Annotated in this window: 15 protein-coding genes; 5 read left to right on the top strand and 10 right to left on the bottom strand. The window is 47.9% G+C overall.

From position 1 onward, the window contains the following. Positions 1 to 9: 9 nt before the first annotated feature. Together aceA and nhaD are read left to right on the top strand one after the other, a co-directional pair. Positions 10 to 1,347 carry an isocitrate lyase gene (gene aceA / locus ACN0UY_RS10690; protein WP_417666972.1) on the top strand — a complete coding sequence of 446 codons (1,338 nt, stop codon included), beginning with the start codon at positions 10 to 12 and terminating at the stop codon, positions 1,345 to 1,347. Between the two features lie 173 nt (positions 1,348 to 1,520). Further along, positions 1,521 to 2,960, top strand: coding sequence for a sodium:proton antiporter NhaD (nhaD, locus tag ACN0UY_RS10685; protein WP_417666970.1), 1,440 nt, complete (start codon positions 1,521 to 1,523; stop codon positions 2,958 to 2,960). A 10-nt stretch (positions 2,961 to 2,970) separates the two neighbouring features. Here nhaD and aceK read toward each other — a convergent pair whose 3' ends face one another. From aceK to ACN0UY_RS10655, 6 genes are all read right to left on the bottom strand, one after another. Next, positions 2,971 to 4,713 (bottom strand): bifunctional isocitrate dehydrogenase kinase/phosphatase, encoded by a 1,743-nt coding sequence (gene aceK, locus ACN0UY_RS10680; protein ID WP_417666968.1) that lies wholly within the window; start codon positions 4,711 to 4,713, stop codon positions 2,971 to 2,973. 13 nt (positions 4,714 to 4,726) lie between these two features. Beyond that, positions 4,727 to 5,662 (bottom strand): LysR family transcriptional regulator, encoded by a 936-nt coding sequence (locus ACN0UY_RS10675; protein WP_339879024.1) that lies wholly within the window; start codon positions 5,660 to 5,662, stop codon positions 4,727 to 4,729. 87 nt (positions 5,663 to 5,749) lie between these two features. Next, on the bottom strand, positions 5,750 to 8,923 hold the full coding sequence (locus tag ACN0UY_RS10670) for an amidohydrolase family protein (RefSeq protein WP_417666965.1): 3,174 nt from the start codon (positions 8,921 to 8,923) through the stop codon (positions 5,750 to 5,752). A gap of 19 nt (positions 8,924 to 8,942) precedes the next feature. Beyond that, entirely contained in the window at positions 8,943 to 9,104 is a 162-nt protein-coding gene (locus ACN0UY_RS10665; RefSeq protein ID WP_128353145.1) for a YqaE/Pmp3 family membrane protein, read from the bottom strand. An 18-nt stretch (positions 9,105 to 9,122) separates the two neighbouring features. After that, positions 9,123 to 10,634: a S10 family peptidase gene (locus ACN0UY_RS10660; protein ID WP_417666963.1), complete on the bottom strand. Its 1,512-nt coding sequence runs from the start codon at positions 10,632 to 10,634 to the stop codon at positions 9,123 to 9,125. Positions 10,635 to 10,764: 130 nt separating this feature from the next. Then, positions 10,765 to 12,003, bottom strand: coding sequence for an NRAMP family divalent metal transporter (locus ACN0UY_RS10655; protein ID WP_417666961.1), 1,239 nt, complete (start codon positions 12,001 to 12,003; stop codon positions 10,765 to 10,767). 113 nt (positions 12,004 to 12,116) lie between these two features. On the opposite strand from ACN0UY_RS10655, the gene ACN0UY_RS10650 reads away from it, so the two are divergent. From ACN0UY_RS10650 to ACN0UY_RS10640, 3 genes are all read left to right on the top strand, one after another. Continuing rightward, positions 12,117 to 13,988, top strand: a complete 1,872-nt coding sequence (locus ACN0UY_RS10650; protein WP_417666959.1) for a GNAT family N-acetyltransferase — start codon at positions 12,117 to 12,119, stop codon at positions 13,986 to 13,988. Positions 13,989 to 13,991: 3 nt separating this feature from the next. Beyond that, a complete protein-coding gene (locus ACN0UY_RS10645) occupies positions 13,992 to 14,915 on the top strand; it encodes a histone deacetylase family protein (protein ID WP_417666957.1) in 924 nt (307 codons plus the stop codon). Between the two features lie 143 nt (positions 14,916 to 15,058). Further along, entirely contained in the window at positions 15,059 to 15,886 is an 828-nt protein-coding gene (locus tag ACN0UY_RS10640; protein WP_417666955.1) for a MipA/OmpV family protein, read from the top strand. On the opposite strand, the gene ACN0UY_RS10635 is transcribed toward ACN0UY_RS10640, so the two are convergent. The 4 genes from ACN0UY_RS10635 to ACN0UY_RS10620 form a co-directional block, all read right to left on the bottom strand. Further along, the gene (locus tag ACN0UY_RS10635; protein ID WP_417666953.1) at positions 15,883 to 17,811 is read right to left on the bottom strand and encodes a cytochrome c/FTR1 family iron permease; all 1,929 of its coding nucleotides are present in this window, start codon (positions 17,809 to 17,811) and stop codon (positions 15,883 to 15,885) included. The two genes, ACN0UY_RS10640 and ACN0UY_RS10635, sit on opposite strands and share 4 nt — an antisense overlap. A gap of 108 nt (positions 17,812 to 17,919) precedes the next feature. Further along, entirely contained in the window at positions 17,920 to 18,429 is a 510-nt protein-coding gene (locus tag ACN0UY_RS10630; protein ID WP_417666951.1) for a hypothetical protein, read from the bottom strand. Between the two features lie 182 nt (positions 18,430 to 18,611). Then, positions 18,612 to 19,688, bottom strand: a complete 1,077-nt coding sequence (locus ACN0UY_RS10625) for a hypothetical protein (RefSeq protein WP_417666949.1) — start codon at positions 19,686 to 19,688, stop codon at positions 18,612 to 18,614. Between the two features lie 462 nt (positions 19,689 to 20,150). Then, positions 20,151 to 21,917, bottom strand: a complete 1,767-nt coding sequence (locus tag ACN0UY_RS10620; protein WP_417666947.1) for a hypothetical protein — start codon at positions 21,915 to 21,917, stop codon at positions 20,151 to 20,153. Positions 21,918 to 21,929 lie beyond the last annotated feature (12 nt).

The following is a 21,929-nucleotide window of genomic DNA, read 5'->3' as shown; positions in this document are numbered from 1 at the left end:
ATGACAACCATGACAACCACATCAATACATCACGCCGAAGCCGCGAAGCTGCTTGAACAAGACTGGCAAGAAAATCCACGTTGGAAAGGTGTCGAGCGCACCTACTCCGCACTGGATGTGATTCGCTTACGCGGCAGCGTACAACCTGAATGCACCTACGCCAGAAATGGCGCGGCGAAACTTTGGCGTTTGGTAAACGGTGCCGCACAAGAGAAGTTTGGCAAAGACTACGTCAATGCTCTTGGGGCACTTACTGGCGGCCAAGCCGTGCAGCAGGTAAAAGCAGGCTTGCAAGCTATCTACCTGTCTGGGTGGCAAGTTGCTGCGGACAACAATAGCTCGTTGAGCATGTACCCTGATCAGTCGCTCTACCCAGTTGACTCGGTACCCACTGTGGTTGAGCGTATTAATAATAGCTTCGCGCGAGCCGACCAAATTCAGTGGTCTAAAGGCATTGGCCCAGAGCAAGAAGGCTATATTGATTACTTCGCGCCTATCGTGGCCGACGCAGAAGCTGGATTTGGCGGCGTGCTCAATGCTTACGAATTAATGCAAGCGATGGTGAAAGCTGGTGCCGCGGGCGTTCACTTTGAAGATCAGTTGGCTTCGGTTAAAAAATGCGGGCACATGGGCGGTAAAGTTTTGGTGCCAACCCAAGAAGCCGTGCAGAAATTAATCGCGGCGCGTTTAGCTGCTGATGTGGCCGGCGTACCAACGCTTATCTTAGCGCGTACCGACGCCAATGCGGCAGATTTATTGACGTCAGATGTTGACGCGAATGACTTACCTTTTTGCACCGGCGAGCGCACCGCCGAAGGTTTTTATCGCGTCAATGCGGGCATTGATCAGGCTATCTCACGCGGCTTAGCGTACGCACCTTATGCTGATTTGTTGTGGTGTGAAACCGCCAAGCCGGATTTAGACGAAGCGCGCCAATTCGCCGAAGCCATTCATGCCAAATACCCAGGTAAATTGCTGGCTTATAACTGCTCGCCAAGCTTTAACTGGAAGCGCAATCTTGACGACACCACCATTGCGAAATTCCAACGTGAACTTGCGGCAATGGGGTACAAGTTCCAGTTCATTACCTTAGCGGGTGTGCACAACATGTGGTATCACATGTTTGAGTTAGCCCATGACTACGCACGCAATGACATGTCAGCTTATGTGAAGCTGCAACAACAAGAATTTGCGGCAGCCGAAAAAGGGTATACCTTCGTGGCGCATCAACAAGAAGTGGGCACCGGTTACTTTGATGAAGTGACAAATGTGATTCAAGGCGGAAAGTCTTCTGTTACGGCGTTAACAGGCTCCACAGAAGAAGACCAGTTCAAAAAACCGGCGTAATTATTAATTTACAAATACCCCTTAATAATTACCTCTGAAAATTCTCCGTATAAGCCGCTGAACACAGGTGTTTGGCGGCTTTTTTGTGGTAGTATTCGCCCGCCTGAGCAGCTCACCCCAAGAATCACGCTGTTCAACCCTTACGGCCTCCCATGTTGAAGGAATAACGACTCATGTGGAAACTACTGTTGTTGCTATTGGGCGCAAGCCTATTTTCTCCTGCCGCCTTTGCTGCTTCTGGTCAACTTGATTTGACGACAGCTAATGTTGGCATCGCCGCGATTGTCATTTTCACCGTAGCTTACATACTGGTTATGGGTGAAGAACGTTTGCACATGCGCAAGTCAAAGCCGGTGTTGGTTGCAGCGGGCTTGATCTGGATGATGATCGGTTTTGTGTACATGCAAAACGACCTGCCTGGCGTTGCTGAAGTTGCGTTCCGTCATAACCTGCTTGAGTTTGCCGAGTTGATGTTGTTCCTGCTGGTGGCTATGACCTACATCAACGCCATGGAAGAACGCCGTTTATTTGATGGCTTGCGCGCATGGATGATCAAAAAAGGGTTTACCTATAAACAACTGTTTTGGCTAACTGGTTTTCTCGCATTTTTTATCTCGCCAGTTGCCGACAACCTCACCACAGCCTTGCTGATGTGCGCCGTCGTCATGAAAGTTGCTGACGGCGATAAAAAGTTCATTAGTGTTTCATGTGTGAGTATTGTGATTGCGGCGAACGCTGGCGGTGCCTTTAGCCCCTTCGGCGACATTACTACGCTAATGGTTTGGCAAGCCGGCATGGTGCAATTTCAAGAATTCTTTGTGCTCTTTATTCCGTCACTGCTGAACTACTTGGTGCCAGCGGTGATCATGAGCTTCTTTATTGAAGACCGTAAGCCATCATCCATCTACGAAGAAGTTGAGCTCAAGCGCGGTGCATTGCGAATCACCGGCCTGTTCTTGCTCACCATAGCAACCGCAGTGGCGTGCCACATGTGGCTGCACCTGCCGCCTGTGTTGGGCATGATGATGGGGTTAGGTTACCTGCAATTCTTCGGCTACTTCTTGCGTATGACACTGCCAGGCTCACTGGCACGTAAGCGCGCCATGGCTGAACGCGCGGGCGACATGGCCCGGCTTGAGCGCCTTGGTAGTGTGGTGCCCTTTGACGTATTTAACCGGGTGCAACGCGCGGAGTGGGACACCCTCTTATTCTTCTACGGCATTGTGATTTGTGTTGGCGGGCTTGGCTTTATGGGCTACCTGTCACTGCTATCAAATACGCTGTACTTGGGCTGGAACCCGACGTTCGCGAACGTTGCGTTGGGGTTAATGTCGGCGATTATTGATAACATTCCGGTCATGTTCGCGGTGCTTTCCATGCAGCCCGAAATGTCTCACGGCCAATGGCTATTAATTACGCTGACCGCGGGTACCGGAGGTAGTTTATTGTCGATTGGTTCTGCCGCAGGTGTGGCGCTGATGGGTCAAGCGCGTGGCTATTACACCTTCGCCAGCCACTTAAAATGGACCCCGGTTATCGCGCTCGGTTACATCGTTAGTATCCTGGTCCACATGTGGCTGAACGAAAGCTTATTTACCGTATTTAACCACTAGCGACTCACGTTTAGTCAGAAGCGGTGCGTACACAACGCATAAAGCGCACCGCTTCTGGATACGGAAATACATCGGTAATCACCCCTTGACGCAAATGCTCTTGCTGCTGCTGCCAAAACTTCGCGTCAATAAGCTCCGGATGAAACTTTAACAGTAAGTCACGCAGTTCAGGTTGTGGCACCGCAAAGGTTGCCAGCTGTTCGGGAAACACATCATTTGGCGCAACCGTATACCAAGGCTCAGGGGCTATCATTTGTTCGTAGGTTTCAGCTTTGGGTAACGCACGAAAGTTCATTTCGGTTAAGTACTGAACTTCATCGTAATCATAAAACACCACGCGTTTGTGGCGCGTTAAGCCAAAGTTTTTCAATAGCATGTCGCCAGGAAATATATTGGCCGCCATCATGTCTTTTATGGCTTGCCCGTAGTCTTTCATGACCTTTTCAATTTCCGCTGGCGTGCCGTATTCAAGGAATATATTCAGTGGCACCATGCGGCGCTCTACGAACAGCTGGCTAATAATCAGCTGGCCGTCTTCAATTTTTAAGCTTCCCGCTACCGTGGTTTGTAATTCTTCGAGTAAATCAGGCGCTATGCGGTCAAGCGGAATCGCCACATTCGCAAATTCATAGGTGTCTGCCATGCGCCCCGCACGGTCGTGACGTTTAACCATACGGTAGCGATCAATAACGGTTTGCCGACTCATCTGCTTGCCGCCGCCAAATTCATCTTTAATGACCTTAAAAACATACGGGTACGAAGGCAGCGTGAATACGGTCATCACCATGCCTTTTATGCCCGCTGCGGCCACCAACTGATCATCGCTGGCTGCTAAATGATGCAGAAAGTCACGATAGAATTCCGTTTTACTTTGTTTGTGTAAGCCAATGGCAGAATACAGTTCCGCCAAAGTCTTCTTCGGCATTAAGTCTTTTAAAAATCGCACCAACGCCGATGGCGCACGGGTGTGCACCATGAAGTAGGAGCGCGCAAAACCAAAGATAATGGCCATTTCGTCGGTGTTGGTAATCAGTGCGTCTAAGTACAACTTGCCTTGCGGCGTTCGAAGTACCGGCACAATAAACGGAAAAATACGATTCGCACTGACAATACGCCCGACAACATAAGCGGCTTTGTTACGAAAAAATGGTTCTTTGAGCACATCAATGCGCAATTGGTAAGCCGACAGCTTGCCCGCTTCAGTTTGATCACGAAATGCTTTTCGTAACAGGCGGATGTCTTCGGAAAGGTCATCGTAATCCGCGCCGAAATCAACGTCGCCCATGATTCTCGCCAAGGTGCGGCGCATGCCCTGCACCACTGGAAAATACGAACGGAATTCGGTTTCCAGCGCCAGCGGAATGCTATTACTTAGCGTGGTTTCAACAAATATGTAGGCGTTGTTAAAGTAACGCCGATGAAACAGATTACAAAATACCGAGTTATAAAAAGTTTCTGCCAGTTCCGCTTGTGGGTGGAACTGCAAAAAGTCTTGGTAGAGCTGTCGCGTGGCTAACCACGCCTGCTCGTTGAGTTTATCGTCGGTTAGCTTTCGCAGTGCCGTGGTGGTTTCGTGCACGCGTTGATCATAGAAGCTAATTCGCACGGTTGCTGCATATTGGCCTGCGTGCCAATCGCCTTCCGCAAAACGCTGCTTCGCATTACGCGTCACCTCTTGGAATAACGCATAATGCTTATGAAAACCCTGCAGTATTTTGCGCGCGAATAGCCCGGCTAACTCGTCGTTGCTCATGGTATCGTGCGCGCTACTGATAGGCCGCAGTGTCAGTAATCAGCTGGCGGAACCAACGATGCCCCGCATCGTGTTGCAATAACGGGCTCCAGATCATGGTTAGCTCTAACGCCGGAATGGCAAACGGTGGCTTGATCATGACCAATTCATCATCGTCTTTATAAAGTGTGGCCGCTTGCGTTGGCAAGGTAGCTATTAATCCCTGTCGCGCTAGGTGCATCGCCACATGGTAGTTACGGGTAAATACGCGAATTTCGCGTTTATGCCCCAGTTTACCCAGCGCTTCATCAACCCAACCCAGCTTTTGTACATCGTGCGGGTCCATGCCCACACCAACGCCAAAGCCGGTTTTGCTCACCCATACATGCTCGCCTTTTAAATAGCTTTCTAACGTAGGGCTGGCAACCAACGGGTGGTCTTTACGCACCAAACAACTGAAGTCATCTTCCCACAGATTTTTCTGGTGAAACGACTGCGGTAGCTTTTCGAAACGGTTTATCGCGAGATCAACTTTGCCGTTTTCAACATCATGAAAACTAATGTCGCTGGGTGTCATAATATCCAGTGCCACATGCGGGGCCTGCTGCTTTAACTTTTCCAGCAAGCGCGGCATCAGCGTCGAAGCGGCATAATCTGACGCCATAATACGAAATACCCGGTCACTGGTGGCCGCATCAAAATCGCGTGCTGGCTGCACCATTTCTTCCACAGAATAGAGAATTTGGCGTACCGGTTCTTGCATGCGCAGCGCTGTTTCAGTGGGCAGCATGCCCTCGCTGGTGCGCACCAAAATAGGGTCATTAAGCAGTGTGCGTAGGCGTTTCAAGCCATTACTCATGGCGGGTTGCGTGATATTTAACTGCGCGGCGGCTTTGGTGACATTGCGCTCGCGTAGCAGCACATCAAGATAGACCAGTAAGTTAAGATCAATGTCTTTAATGTTATTCATAAAAAAAATAAATCCCGCTATAAGAATATAGCGGGATTATAGACATAATTTTTCTGAGATACATCACTTGCGTGATGCGACTATGGTCTATTCCCAGAAAAACGCTTTACGTGGCTCAGCTTTTGGCACCAACTGGTTCATGGTTTCGGCATCAAATAAACGGCCGTTTACCATGGTATGGGTAACACGATCAGTCACTGAAATGTCTGCCAACGGATTACCGTCAATCACGATAATGTCCGCAAGCTTCCCTTCTTTCAACGAGCCAATGTATTTATCCATACCGAACTCTTTGGCTGGGTTAATGGTTGATGTTGCCAGTGCTTGCAGTGGCGTCATGCCACCTTGCGCCATCATCCAAATTTCCCAATGTTGCGCCAGGCCTTCGCGTTGACCGTGCGCGCCAGCAACCACATCCACGCCAAGGTCTTGCAACTGCTTGGCAACGTCAGCGTTATTAAAGTGGTTGTAGTGATTGTGTGGCGCTTTTTCACGGCGCACCGAACTCACCAAAGCGTCCTGCGGAACAAACTTAGACAGTTTAGGATGCGACCATACGTCGGTTTCAGCGTACCAATAGTTCTCACCCCAAATGCCGCCATAGGCAACGCCAAGCGTCGGCGTGTAATTGACGTCAGTTTGGCTCCAGAACTGCTCAATATCGTCATAGATTTTGGCAACTGGAATGGAGTGCTCAACCGTGGTGTGACCATCAGCAATCATGCTTAAGTTATGTTGCAGCAATGAACCGCCTTCTGGCACAACCATCATGCCCAATTCACGACCAGCCTGAATGATTTGCTGACGTTGGTTACGGCGTGGTTGGTTGTAGCTTTTCACGGAAAACGCGCCAACTTTTTGCAAGCGCTCAAGGTGGAACTTGGCGTCTTCCAAGTCATCAACATGCGCTGTGTAGCCCGGACCATTGGCACCGTACAAAATTGTACCGGTGGAGAAGGTGCGCGGCGCAGCAATCAAGCCTGCTTTTTGTAGCTCACTGGCTGCAAAAATTTCAGTGGTGTCATTTGACGGGTCATGAATTGACGTAACACCGAACGCTAAGGTGGCGTAAGTTTTCCAGTTTTGCTCTGGAATAATCTCGTTGTCACCCTGCGGACCATGCGCATGGCCATCGAACAAGCCTGGCATGACCGTTTTGCCGGTGGTATCGATAACCGTTGCGCCGCTTGGTACGTTCACATCGTCAACGCTACCGACAGCCACAATCTTGTTACCTTTAACCACAACAGCGCCACGCTCAATCACTTGGTCGCCTTCCATGGTAATGACTTGCCCGCCAACAAACGCGACCGTTTCGTCGTGAATGCCTGCATCGGCATCAAAGCTAATATCAAGACCATTCGCAACTTGTTCGAATTCTGAATCGCCATCAATTCCGAACAGACCGTTCACAGACGCATGGTACAACTCAGGGCCAAGTGACCAATACAAGGCCTGACCATCGCCACTCCAGGAAATATTTTCACCGGCACGAACGGACAATTGCTCCACCGGGAACTGCTTGTCCGTTGGGCTAATTTTAATTGGTGCACCACGCTCGACAAATGGCGTTACGAACACTTTGAACCGCTCAGCAAAAGCCAGGTGCTGACCGTCTGGTGACACGCGGAATTCAGTTGCATGCTCAGCGCTATATAACGTGCGCGATTCTTTGGTGGTTAAATCCACACTCATCAATGACGGAGAACCGTCAAACGCCATCAGATAAACACGATCATTGCGCGCACCAAACTGCGGCGAGCTGCCATTTTCATTGATTAAACGTGGCTCAGCATTTTTGGCCAAACTCAGGTGGTAAACACCCGGGTTTAAACCGTAGGTATCGGCCGTGATATAACCACCACGCAATTTGCGATACACCACAGATTTGCCATCAGGGCTAAATACCGGCTCAACAAATTTGCCTTTGCCTGTTGGCAGCACTGTTTCTTTACCTGATTTCAAATCACGAACAATCAGTTGCCCTTGCTCTTGATCATCCCACGTGGTGTAAATTAATTTGCTACCGTCACGTGAGTAGCTCGGATACAGCTCCCAAGCGCCGTCACGGTTTGTTAAACGCTTCGGCTCGCCATTCGGCAAGCTACGCACATAGAGTTTGCCCAAGGCTTCAAATACAGCTTGTTTCGCGTTTGGCGCAACTTGCACCATACGTAGCATTTTCACTTTGAACTTGTCTTGATCAAGATTGGTTTCAAAATGCAGTGCATGCTGTACTTTTTTGGTGGTTTCAACGCTAAACGGAATCACGCGGGTGCTGCGGCTTTCCACATCAATTTGCATGATTTTACCGTCAGCCCAGAACACCATTTTTTTGCTGTCTGGCGTCCAGTCCATGGTTGGGTAAACGCCATGAATGGCCCATGTTTCTTGCATGTCGCGATCAAGCTGGCTATACAGCCGCGTTTTTTCGCCCGACTCTAAATTGTACAAATAAAGTACGCTATTAAAATCTTCGCGCTTGATGTATGCCAAATGCTTGCCATCCGGTGACGGTGTTGGACGAATTGCACCGCCCGCGCCACTTAAAATGACATCAATTTCGCCAGTTTCGCGGTCAAAGCGTTTAATTTCATAAATGCCTTCAAGCGAATCTTTGCTGTAATGGAAAGTTTTGCCTGGCGTGTCATCCTGTGAAAAATAGATATAACGGCCATCTGGAGAAAATGCTGGTTCGCCTAAATCTTTTTGATCATTCGGGCGTTCAGTTAGCATCACGCCTGAGCCACCTGAGCGGTGATACATCCAAACTTCACCCGCACCCAATGAACGACGCGCGGTAAAGTGCTTACGGGCCACGATAAATTCGCTATCCGGGCTCCACGCAGGGCTATTTAACAAGCGGAAGGTTTCATCGGTTACTTGGCGCGGATTGCTGCCATCAGCATCCATGATCCAGATATTATCGCCACCGTCAGCATCAGACGTGTAAGCAATGTATTTGCCGTCTGGCGAGTACACAGGCTGCATATTCCACGCAATGCCACCGACTAATAACTCGGCATCGCCGCCGGTTGATGAAATGCGATAAATGTCGCCCAGCATATCAAACACAATGTGTTTGCCATCAGGGCTCATATCAACATTCATCCAAGTACCTTCAGAGGTTTTAATCTGAATTTCCTTGAATTCGCCTTGAGGGTTGTTTACATCCCAATCCGTTTCGGTTTGAGCTTGTGCTGAATGTGAAAATGAGAGTGCAACGCTGACCGCAACGGCCAGCGCAGATAATTTTTTCATGAGAAAACCTTTTATTTAATTATTTTTTAGCGATGACCCACACAGCGTGCACAATGCCAGGAATATAGCCCAACAAAGTCAGCAGGATATTAATCCAGAAATGCTTACCAATACCTACTTGCAAGAACACACCAAGGGGTGGCAATAAAATGGCAATGATAATTCGAATAAAATCGCTCATGGGTCATCTCCTAATTCATTAGTATTTCGCGGCTTCGTCCTTAGCAGGAATAGTCGCTTTGATGAATTCGCGCAAGTCATCATTTGACAGTTTCAAATCTTCTGCGCGCAAGTACATCATGTGACCGCTGCGATAGCCTTTAAAACCAATACGATCAGCCATTTTGCCGCTTGGGTCGATGTGCCACATATTATATTTGGCATCAAAGTAATTTGTTGCGCCGTCGTAGTAGCCCGACTGAATCAGCACGTTCAAGTATGGGTTTTGCGCCATGGCTTGACGTAGGTTTTCGCCGGTATTGTTGTTGCTGCGATCCCACGGATGCACCGGACCAAACATGTTGTATTTCACGTCGGTTTTAAACTTCAGCTCTTCACGTAAGTAATAGTTGATAGCTGGCGTGAACGAATGCAACCACGAGGTTAACTCAGAGTTGTAATCTGGGCGCGAACCTACGTCGTCTTTATCAATACCTAAATAACGCGAATCGAGGCGGCCGATGGTTTGGCTGCGATCACGCAATAATTCTTTCCAGAAAAATGAGGTACTGATATCCAAGTTTGCACGCATCACGGTTTGCTTATCCAAACCTGAATATTTGGCAACTTGCTCAGCAACTTCTTCTTTTTCAGCTGCAGGCAACAACGCGCCTTTAGCCAACGCTGGCAGGTACACATTTAAGGTGTATTGCTCAACTTCAGGAAGTAATTCAAGTAAGTCTTTTTTCAACAAATCGCTGTTTAGCGCATTGTGGTACCAAGCTGCAGCAGCAAAGTACGGCAAGCGGTTCGCCGCTTTTACTGGGCCATCGCGCTCTATGCCGATATCCGTTGGTGACACTAAAACGACGCCGTTAAGGTACATCCACTGGCGGTTTTGCAGCTCAAGTGCCAAGCCAGAAACCCGCGTGGTACCGTAGCTTTCACCAATCAGGTACTTCGGCGAGCGCCAGCGCTCATGACGCGTTACAAAGGTGTTTACCCAGTCGGCTAGGTATTTCACATCAGCATTAACGCCAAAGAACATTTTTTGCAGTTCGTCACGTGAGTACTCGGTGCCGTCTTTCTTTGGCAACGGACGCGAGTAGCCGGTGTTAACTGGGTTTACAAACACGATATCCGCAACATCAAGCACTGAGTGCGGGTTATCTTTCACGCCGTAAGGCATGATTGGGAAACCTTCATCATCAACGCGCAATGACTTAGGGCCCGTGTAAGCAATGTGCATCCATACAGACGCTGAACCGGGTCCGCCGTTAAATGAAATCAGCAGCGGCCGCTCTTCGCGGTTTTTAACGTCTTGGCGCTCATAATAGGTAAAGAATAATGCGGCTGTCGCTTCGCCGTCTTCATTGAATACCGGTTGTGTTCCGGTGGTGGCGGTGTATTTGAATCGTTGCCCGTTGATGTTGGCGCTGTGCTCAGTCACCACAACATCATCGGCCTTCATTTTTGCTTCAGGTAATTCAAATTCAGTTGCGGTAGCAACCAAGCTTGAACTCATCATCGCAGCTAAAATTAGATGCTTCATGCCCTTCATCATTACTTCCTCTCGTTTTTATCGTGCTTCCATTTAATGCAATACGGGTGCAAAGCTCAAGGTGAGTGAGCCAAACGCACCGATTTTCAAGATGGTCACGACGGTGACATTCATTGCGATGTCAGTATGTCGTCAAAAGGTAATACAAATAGCCCAAGGCAAAGCCAGCAAGATAGACTAAACCTACCCACGCATAGATATTCAGAAGCCGTGACATGGGCCGGCGTTTTGCCAATTGAAAGTTTAACCACGCAAAAAATGGCGTGGTTAAAAAAGCTAAGGTCATGGCGAATGTCAGCATGGGGCCCAGCGCACTTTTGAAATACATAATCACCAACATGCCAGCAATAGACTGCCCGATTATCCAAATATTGAGCGGAAAAGGTCGGTTGGGCTTACGGGTGGTGGATTTAGGTAGCAGCAAGCGCTGACTCTCGCGTAAGGTTCTTGCGTAACCATCAAGCACCGCCAAGGTTGTACCAAACATACAAAGAAAGGCTATCGCACCCACTAAATATTCCGACCACTGGCCTATTGTACTGCCGTACATGCTGACAAATTGGCTGGCGAATTGGCTACCCGCCATGGCAATGGGTTGGTCACTGCCAAATTGCACCAAGGCCCCCAGCGCTAAGAACAGCAATGCCAATGCGGCGGTAACCCAATAGCCCAAATTGAAATCAAACAAACCATGGGCCAGCGTTACTTGGGTGAGCTTTTGTTTACTGCGCAGCCACAGTGAACTGATGGCCGAGAGCTCAATGGGTACTGGCATCCAGCCCACCATAGCGACTAAAAACGCCAATGCGGACAACTTCCATGGCGACGGCGCAACAAAGTCTGCGGGTGGCGGCACCGCGTTCCACCATGCAATGCCAACGGCAATAACCGTGGCGATACTTAAACTTGCCATGATCCACTTCGACAGTTTATCCAAGGTGCGATATTGCCCGCCCAGCAGAATCAACCAGCAGTTCACTAGAATCAACCAGCTCAACACAGTGGTCGATAATTGCGGAATAAATAACTGCAACAAGCTTGCCGTTAGCAGCAGCACACCGGCGGTATTGACCACCGCGGCAAGCAGGTTAAGCGCAGTAAATGCCCACAGGTAAAAGCGCCCTTTGCGATGGTACCCAGCAATTAAACTCTCGTTGTGCTGCAAGGTGTACGAAACCGCAAAGCGGAAGAATGGGTATTTGAGTACGTTAACCAGCAAAATAACCCACCACAGCTGCCAACCGAATAGCGCACCGGCTTGTGTGGAAGCAACTAAATGGGATGCGCCAACGGCCGCTGCCGCTAAGATGACGCCAGGGCCAATAGCACTTAACCGGGAAGATTGTGTGATATGTGTCATGCTTTTGTTCTTATAGTTTTTGATATGACGAGCTACAGCATAGCGCCAATTTCGCGGAAGCCAAAATTATGTTTATACTGGCTTAATCGCTGTTGTGACATAAGGACACAGACATGAGTGGCACTGAGCGCCAGCTAATCGTTAATGGCCAACAGGTACAATGGGAAAATTTACTCAAGTCGGGCGACCGAATATTTATTGGCACGCACGCCGCGGTGCCCCACGCGCTGCTGCATGATCTCACTGACCATTGTCAGCATTTTCATGATATTGAAATCATTCAAATTTACGCACTGGGTGATAACCACTGGGTGAACCCCGAGTACAGCCAAAACTTTAAGGTGAATTCCCTGTTTATCGGTGGCGAAAAGGTGCGAAAAGCCGTCGCCGAAGGCCGTGCCGATTACACGCCAGCCTTTATGTCTGATATTCCGTCGTTATTTAGCGAAGATATTTTACCGTTAGACGCGGCGCTAATTATGGTGAGCCCTGCCGATCAATACGGCTATCATTCGCTGGGCGTGTCGGTGGATATTGTTTCGTCGGCGCTGCGCTCAGCAAAAAAAGTTATCGCGCAAGTGAACCCCAAAATGCCGGTAACCTTCGGCCAAGCCTTTATTCATAAAGGCCAAATTGATGCATTTTTTGAGGCCGAGCAAGAGCTACCCGAAATTTCAGCGCCAGAACTTGACGCTGTGACCGAGCGCATCGGCCAGTACGTTTCATTGCTGGTTGAAGATGGTGCCACCATCCAAATTGGCTTTGGTAAAATCTGTGACGCGGTTCTGCGGTATTTAAGCAACCACAAAGACTTAGGCCTACACAGCGAGCTAATCACTGACGGCATTATGGAACTGATGCTGAGCGGCGTGATTAATAACCGTAAAAAAACCTATCACCAGCATAAAGCCGTGACCAGTTTCTGCATTGGCACCAAGAAGCTTTATGACTTTGTGAACAATAACCCGCACATTGGCTTCTACCCTTCGGAGTATGTGAACTCGCCGGCGAACATTGCCCGCAATGAAAAAATGGTTTCGATTAACAGCGCCATTGAGGTCGACTTAACCGGGCAAGTGGTTTCCGATTCCATTGGGCACCACTTATATAGCGGTATTGGTGGGCATGTTGATTTTACCCGCGGCGCCAGCATGAGCCCTGGCGGTAAACCTGTCATTGCACTGCCTTCTACCGCGAAAGACGGCACCGTATCGCGTATTGTGCCGTTTATTACCGAAGGCGCCGGTGTGGCCACATCACGCGCCCATGTGTATTACGTGGTGACTGAGTTTGGCGTGGCCTCACTGCGCGGCAAGAGCATACGCGAGCGCGCCCTTGAGCTCATTCGTGTTGCCCACCCCAAATTCCGTCAGCAATTGCTCGAAGAAGTGCGCAAGCACTACTACGTGCCCCACTACCAAGTTTTGCATTCCGTTGAAGTGCCCGAACTTGGCCCTGTTGGGTTTAAAGAAATTGTGATTAATGGCGAGTTTTTTGACTTGCGCCCACTCAACCCAAGTGACGAGCGGCGCCTGCAAGAGTTTTTCTATTCGCACACCAAAGAAACCCTGCAAATGCGCTACAACACAGTGCCAACGCAAATGAGCCGTGAGAAATCGTGCACCTTGGTGAGTGTTGACCAGTCGCGCGATTTGGCGCTGTGTATTGTGCGGCAAAAGGGCTCGATGGCGCAGATTCAAGCCGTTGGTCGCTATTACCTGCTACACGACGAAAAAAGCTGTGAAGTTGCCTTCGTTACGCGCGAAACTCAGCATGGTAAAGGTATGGCAACCCGCTTATTGGAAGAAATGAAGCGTATTGCGCGCGCGCGTGGCCTTGAACGCATGATGGCTTATGTGCGTTCTGAAAACGGCAAAATGCTGGCGGTGTTTGAGCGTGCGGGGTTTGTTCGTAAACCTTCAGAAGAACCGGGTGAGGTGTATTTGCAACTCAATTTAAATGACGTTTCTAAAGGCAGCGAGTGAAGTATGTCGATAACCGTATTTAGTCACCAATATTGCAGTTTGCACCGCGTTTCAGAAGTGCACCCGGAAGAGCCGGCGCGTATTGCAGCCATTAATGATCAGATTATTCGCTCTGGCATGGAGTTTGCGCTGACGCAAAAAGATGCCGAGCCAGCCGACCGTGAAGACTTACTCCGCGTACACGCCGCCAATTACGTAGACGACGTGTTTGAACGCGCACCAACTGAACCCGATCAGCACATTTGGCTAGACCCCGACACCATGATGACGGCTGGCACACTGCGCGCTGCGTTATACGCTGCCGGCAGCGGCATTTGCTCAGTAGACGAAGTGTTTACCGCCGAAAACCGCCGCGCGTTTTGCTCAGTTCGCCCACCCGGCCACCACGCCACGTGGGATGCCGCTATGGGGTTTTGCATTTTCAATAACGTAGCGGTGGCCACCGCATACGCCATGCATAAATATGGCCTTGAGCGCGTGGCGATTGTGGATTTCGATGTGCACCACGGCAACGGCACCGAAGACATCTTTTTGAACGACGAACGCGTGCTGTTTTGCAGCTCGTTTCAACACCCTTTTTACCCGAATTCGGGTACCGAAACCATTAGCCATGAAGTGATCAATATTCCATTGCCAGCAGGCTGTGATGGCCCCACCTGGCAAGCCGCTGTGCGCGAACGCTGGTTCCCCGCCATTGATGCCTTTGAGCCGCAATTGATTATGGTTTCAGCAGGCTTCGACGGCCATATGGAAGACGACATGGCGCAATTCAATCTAACCGAAACCGATTACCACTGGATGGCTCAGGAACTGAAAGCGCTTGCTGAACGCCATTGCGAAGGGCGTATTGTTGCGATGCTTGAAGGTGGCTATGACCATAGCTCGCTTGGGCGCAGTGTGGTGGCGTTTTTGAAAGGAATGCAGTGATATACATAGCGGCACACCCATAAACTCTTCTCATCTTTTTTAGCTGCTGTGATCTCCCCAGAATACTTTGGTGTACTAAGCTTATCGGTAATAACGTGTCATCAATGACATGTTTTAAGCCGCCACAGGTGGAGAGAATCGAAATGAAAAAATTTACTGCTTTGTTATTACCAATTGCTATCTACGCATTTTTAGCGCCAACAGCCGTAGCCCAAGAAAAAACAGCCTTAGTGCCGTTACCGTCGCTTGATGATTTCACCAAAGGCGAAGATGGCTGGGCTTTGGGATTAGGCTTAGGTGTTGAGTATGAATCCGCCTACGAGGGTTCCGACGAGTTTGGCTTCGAAGTTGATCCTGCTGGGGCACTGCAATGGCGCACTGGTGACAATATTTTTTACTTTGCTGGTGAAGCGTTGGGTTGGCGCGGTCTTCGCGACGATATCTGGTTGTTCGAAGCGACTGTCGGCTTTGATGAAGGCCGTGAAGAAGCCGATTCAGACGACGGTTACTTAAATGGTCTTGGTGATTCAGACGAAGGCGCTGAATTTGTGTTACAGGCGCGTCGTGCGTTTAATGCTGACTGGCGTTATTGGCTCGATGGCCGCGTGATTGCCAGCGAAGATGGCAACATTGGTATTTTTGGTGTCGGCCGCCGCTTTGGTGAGCAAAACGACGGCACCGGCGGTGAGTTGGCCTTGGTTGCGGTATATCACGACAGCGATCGTGCCAATAAAGATTTCGGCATCAACGCCGCGCAGGCTGCTGCGTCGGGCTATAACCAAACCTATCTGGATAGTGGCATTCGCTCAATTGGACTGCATTACAATTATCGTCAATATATCAACGAGAATTGGCTAGTTTTTGTTGAAGGCCTATATGAACACTACAGCAGTGACGTGCAAGACAGCCCAATTGCTCGCAGTGACTACGAAGCAGAATTGGGCGTCGGATTTATTTACCTATTCTTCTAAGTGATTGAGCGGCGGCGGTACCACCAAAATACCAACAGTACCGCCAGCTGCGCACCAAGGCTTTGCCAGGTGGCAGCCATACCTAGCCAGTCAATATTAAGCGGCACTGGGAATGGTGTTGCCGCAATCCAACCCGCCTCTTGGAAGGCAATGATCGCTTTACCCGCTAATACAAACGCCAGCGCCAATAACAGATACGTGGTGTAGGCAAAGAACTTCGCAATGGGTAACTTCAAGCTGAAGCGCAACATTACCCATGTCACCACAGTCAATACCGCCGCAGCGGCGATGAAGCCACCCCAAACGCTACTATGCTGGCCCGTTTGTGCTTGCGTGAGTAACGACTGATAAAACAGTACGGTTTCAAACACTTCCCGGTAAACCGCCACAAAACTTAACAGCGCGATACCCCACAACGTCCCTGCCGCTAAATGCGAATGCAAATGTTGCTTGATGTATTGTTGCCACGCCTGCGCGTTGGTTTTGCTGTGCATCCAAATGCCAACGTAAACCAGCACCACCGCAGCTAGCGCGGCAGCGACACCTTCCATGATCTCGCGACTGGCACCACTAATTGAAATCAGCGATTGTGCCGCCCACCAGGTCAAGCCGCCAAGTACTAGCGCCGTCACCCAACCGGTATGCACGTACTTCACGGCGTCATTGCGCTCCGTGCGACGTAATACTGTGATCAGCGCCAGCACCACGAGTAACGCCTCTAAACCTTCACGTAATAGAATGACAAAGCTCGCCGACGCTAACGCAGTATTTGAAAGCTGCTGCTCAGTCATGGTGGCTTGCGCGTGGTCTAACGCTTGAATCGTTTCATTAATTGCAGCACTTACTTTTGCTTGCTGATTGGGAACGGCGATAATCCGGCGCAAGTCCATCATTTGCGCTTCAATGGCTTTGGTCTGCGCAGCATCGTACGCGCTTAAACCGTTTTCCATTAATTCAAAACCATCTAAGTAAGCACTCACTGCCAAATGGTTTGCACGCTTTACGTCACCTGCTGCGTAAGCTTCTTCTGCCGCTTTCAAACGAGCTTTTGCGACCGCAAATGGTGATATTTCCGCTTCAAAAAGTCGCTGCGGGTTCGCACGCAAAATATTTACCAAATTCGCTTGTGAACTCGGCAATTCAGCACGCAATTGCGCTGGACTCGTATTCACCATCTGTTGTAAATCAATCACCTCAACACTTGCTTGCGGCGCATCCACTGCGTGTTGTTGAAACGCCAGCGAGCCCACATAAAATGCCAACGACCAACGCTGCTGCTCGGTCAGGTTGGTAAATGCCATCATGGCCGTGTCATCAATCCCTTTGGTAATTGCATCGTACAGACCCAACAACGAGCGGTTTTCAGCACGCTCTAAATCCGTAAAGTTAGTTGGGGCAGGTTCTAGATTTTGCCCTGCAGGCCCGTCACCCTGGCCTTGCTGGCCATGACATGCGCTGCACTGCGTTTGATACAGCTCTTTGGTTTGCGCTGTTGGCGATAACGCTTTTGGTAGTTCTACTTTCGGTAATTGCTGCAAGATTTGCGCACGAAGCTGCGATGTTGCACCACGCACCTCTGCCAAATCGGCTTTATTCATGATTAGTTCGCGAAGCTGTTGCGCCGGCTGAACGAGTCTTTGCAATGCTTGATTATCAGTTGCAAGGGTGTTGATATTGCGCAGAATTATTGACGAGAACTCTTCCATTTCGGCATATTCGCCGGCGTTAACCACCTCACCGTTGGCAACCGCCTCACTGTAATCCACTCCAATATATTCCACCAACTGCGCAATTTGGCGCATGTATTCTTGTTGAAGCTCTGGTTGGCTGTTTGAGGTTTGGGCTTTTGCTTGCGGGCTCAACACTGCCAGTGTGGCAATAACAATAACCGCCAATGCGGCACGAGTAATGGCTTGAAGCGTCATGAGGTTCGCTCGTTCTCTTGAGATTAGTAGAAGATAGAAACAAAGTGCATGTTATGACGAGCGATGTTACTACTAATGCGAATGATTCGCAATAACGCTGGCGGGGTTTTAGCCTATTCCTACATAGCAATAGACGTCGTCATTCGATATTTCTGTGAACGTATGTGACTCAGTGTCGACGGTGAATACTTGTGTCGCCTTCACCCATAGCTTGTTGTCTTGATCTTTCTCAGAGGTGGAACGAATTAATGCGACAAAGTTGTCGTTAGATGGCATCAAGCCTGGCCGGGTCGCTTGCATCTGTTTAAACGACGAATAATTTTCCGTGCAGTTTGATACGGTTGCCTGCCCCTTTGGGTTCTCGAGAACGTCGACTATTTCCCATCGTTTAGAGCCCTGTGTATTTTTCGACAACACAATAACGCTTTCTTGGTTACTGAGATCTTTAACGTTGCTAACCGAATACTTGCAACCTGAAAGACAACTTCCGGATAACTGCTTTAACTCGGGTAAATCCCTCTGAAAGCTCTGGTAATGCTGACCAATTAAATCCGTTGCTCGAGCTACGCAAGTTACACTGACTAGAGAGAATAACGCTACAATCCATTTGGTTTTCATGTCATTTCCTTATTCAAGGTTCCTGTACGGCTTACCGAACTGAACATCCGCTCAAAAGACAAACTACTATTCTGGAGAAATAATTCCGAACAAGGCTGCTTTGTGCCAGGAGCAGACGTTAACGCCCCCATGTGCGGCGGGTTTGGAGCGTAGCTGAAAACCAGTCTGACAACATGCTTTTGTTAGAAATCGACACGATCAATTAGCACTTTCCCGCGCCATTGTGCTAGATATATCGAGCCATATGATTCATATGACTCAAAATTTAAAGCCACATCCTCAACCAAAGATTCTTTATAGATGTCACCTAGCTCCAATAAACTTTTTAAGTTATCTTCATCCAGCTCAACACTATCCTTAAAATGGTTGTACATATGATGAAATCGGTCGATCGGCTCGGGATGTGATTTTGCACGACCCACCGAAGGACTTATTTGGTCCTTCACTCCTTGGTATATGTGCAAGTACACAAAAAAGAATAAAGCTCTGTTTACAAGATCTGCTCTCATATCAGGAGTGTAAATCGGCCTTTCGATTGCGTTAATGTCGGCATCGAGTTCATCTTGCTGGGCATATGAGAAAAACTTATGGGGCTTTTCGCCCATCTCCCGAACCGATAAATAAGTATCCTCAATCAAGTTTGCATCATTCAGATGCCCAAGAAAATAATGAGCAAACTCATGCCCAACAATGAACTCCAATTGTCGATTTGTATGATACTGAACGTTATCATGGACTTGTTTGGGTATTTCACCTCTAGGGTCGAGCTCAAAATCGAGAGCTTCACTTTGAAGCATTGTTCTAATCGCAATTTTTATTGCGGCACTTCTAACAGCTTGGGGTACTTCTGCATCGCCATGATCTAGGATTGCTAGATTCATAAAATATAAGAAGTATCTTAGTGACTCAGATATCGTGATTATATTTCCGAATTCTGTCTTCTCAATTTGACCATTCGGCTTATCACAAAAGACGAACCCAGCTGTTAATTCCTTCGCTTCTGCATAATCTTCATCTGCTAGGTGTTCGACATAGTTCTCAAGTGGCTTGGTATCAAAATAATCATTGAAACACCAATTTTCTCCTGCATCGGCCATCGTTCGCATAAAGACACGATAAATTCTTACGTGATTAACAGTGGCGTCAGCTCTAATTTTCAATAGGTAGTCACTAGCGGACGAAACGTTAAATATACGCTCGATTTCATCGCGACTGCATAGCGACATATAAAATCCCTTCGCTATAGTTTCTTGATCCATATCTATGCCTTTGTATTTCTAACATTTGTATTATTGTGCGTGCGCATTCAGAAACTCGTCCAATTGATAGTTTTCGGTTATTAACTTACTGAGAAAGCAGGTATTCCTGACTTGAAAAGTCCCGAGTTAGTAAAGACAATTTGAGTATGCTTAGTTACACCCTACCGAGCGCACAATATCCAATCTTTATTTTTTCTATGTCATTGACAGTAAACGGCTTAAATACACAACACAACAATATAGCGCGCAATATTCAGAGATAAGTGTGCTGCGTCTCAGGTGGGTCAATTTAACATTGCCGGTGACATTACTAGTCTAATTGGACAAAAAGCCCAATGTCCGATCCTCGCTCATCGCTCACCCTCGGCTTTGCGCCAAGAGCGGACTTTTTAAGCCGCGCTCTTCGGCAAATTTGTAGCGCAGCGAAAGACTTGCCCGACAGTAGTGCCTTGTTAGCAAGTACTACTTAGCGCAGTATATTATTGGCCTTACGTTCATATCTTTGACCGCATGCGCGAAGGAAGAAATAATCCATAATAGCTGGACAATATTCCCTCTAACAGGTTCTTCTTCTTTTATTTTATTAAATTCTTCTTTAATACCTGAGATAGAAAGAAACGAACAGCATAATACGCAGCTACGATTCAGCTTGTAATCTTTAAGCAAGTTAGCCAGATACAGTTCAAAATCATCAGTGTTGCCCTGCCGTATCCTAGGTATTTTTGTCTGAACGCCTTTTCCTGACTTGTAATCTTTCTTAAATGTTTTTTCTAATTTTGACAGCATAGCATTTGCATCGAAATACATGTTTCCAAGATTCTTAATCCCTTGGCCTACGACATCATGTAAGTTACTAGCTGATGTACTGGGATCACCATGTTTCGAGTGAATAAAGCAAATGTTTGATTTTTCTTTATTAAATGTTATGTGATCAGCCCACTCATCACCTAAATCGTCACAGAATATAAAATCATCTTGAGCATGAATTTTTTCAACGGCATCAAACATCGAATCGGCTGTAAAATTTTCGCTTTCTACCGTAAAACTGCCTTTTTCCGAATTGACCGCTGGCATTAACTCTATTGGTTGAAAAATCTCAAGGATGTTGTCGATCTCGGAAATTCCAGAAGAATCTTCGAAACACGCCCCCATAAAGTACATGTATTTGGGGTCGTCAAAAGTAACACTATAGAATCCATGCTTAACAATATACTTTTGAAGAGTTATTAGCTTGCCGTTTTCAGACACACGCAACTTTGCAAGATATTTCGAATATAAAGTAAGACTTTTTTTGTTAGCTCGAATCCGAGAACCATCATTAACTCCGATGACGCTCAAATCTGAATCTATCTCATATACCTTCTCTAGCGCAGATTCTAGATTTTTGTAGACGCGATTGGAAACGCTGATGACCTTACCCTTTTTTGTTTTATATTTTAGCTGGATACCGTCTTTCTTTAGACGATCAAACAAGGGGGAACTCTCTATAAGAATGGCATTAGGCGAGCAAATAGTTAAGACTTCACTTAGCTCCACTTTACTTGCGAAAGCATCTAAGAAGTTTGTATTGCTAGGAGCTTCTATAAGATTGACCTGCTCCGAAACCCATGCAGCGATATTGTCGATTGTTTCTCTACTGGATGATTCAACAACCCGACCAGTTCCTGATATAGACCTGGTCTTGGCTCCTTGCCGGAGCTTAAAGTAATAGGGGATTGATCTTCCTGCTGAATGAGTCGAAAGCAATCCTTTTAAGTCGGCCGCTTCATATGATCTTGATCTCATTGCTCGATCTGAAACTGTCATATTTCTAAGCGCCAATCTCTGAAATTCCACATCATCATCAGAGAATGAAGATGAAAACTCTTTACTGCCGACGAGAGTAAAGTTTTCATCCATCAAGTCGAATATATTGCCACAGCTTTTCTTAAGAACAGCAAGGTAGCCGCCAGTCTCAATAATCAATATAAATGCATAAACCGTGTCTTCGAAGTCATCGTCCAAGAAGTAAACTGGTCTACTAGAAGAAAACACCCTTACTGAATAGACAAAACCTAATTTTAGCTCATCTACATTTCTTTCCTGCCTAAATTGATCAATTATAAATCCACTATCTGGATTCATGTTATCAGAGGCAGTGTCGAGGATTTTTCTAAGCAATTCATCCTCTACAGGTTCATTAACTCTGTAAAATTGTGCATTCTTAGTCAATCTGAGTCTTTCTGGCATTATCTTGCCTCC

Origin of the sequence: Pseudidiomarina sp. (assembly GCF_048268165.1) — a bacterium.
Lineage (GTDB): Bacteria > Pseudomonadota > Gammaproteobacteria > Enterobacterales > Alteromonadaceae > Pseudidiomarina.
Note: the sequence above shows the minus strand (reverse complement) of the source record. Positions and strands in the feature narration are given on the sequence as shown.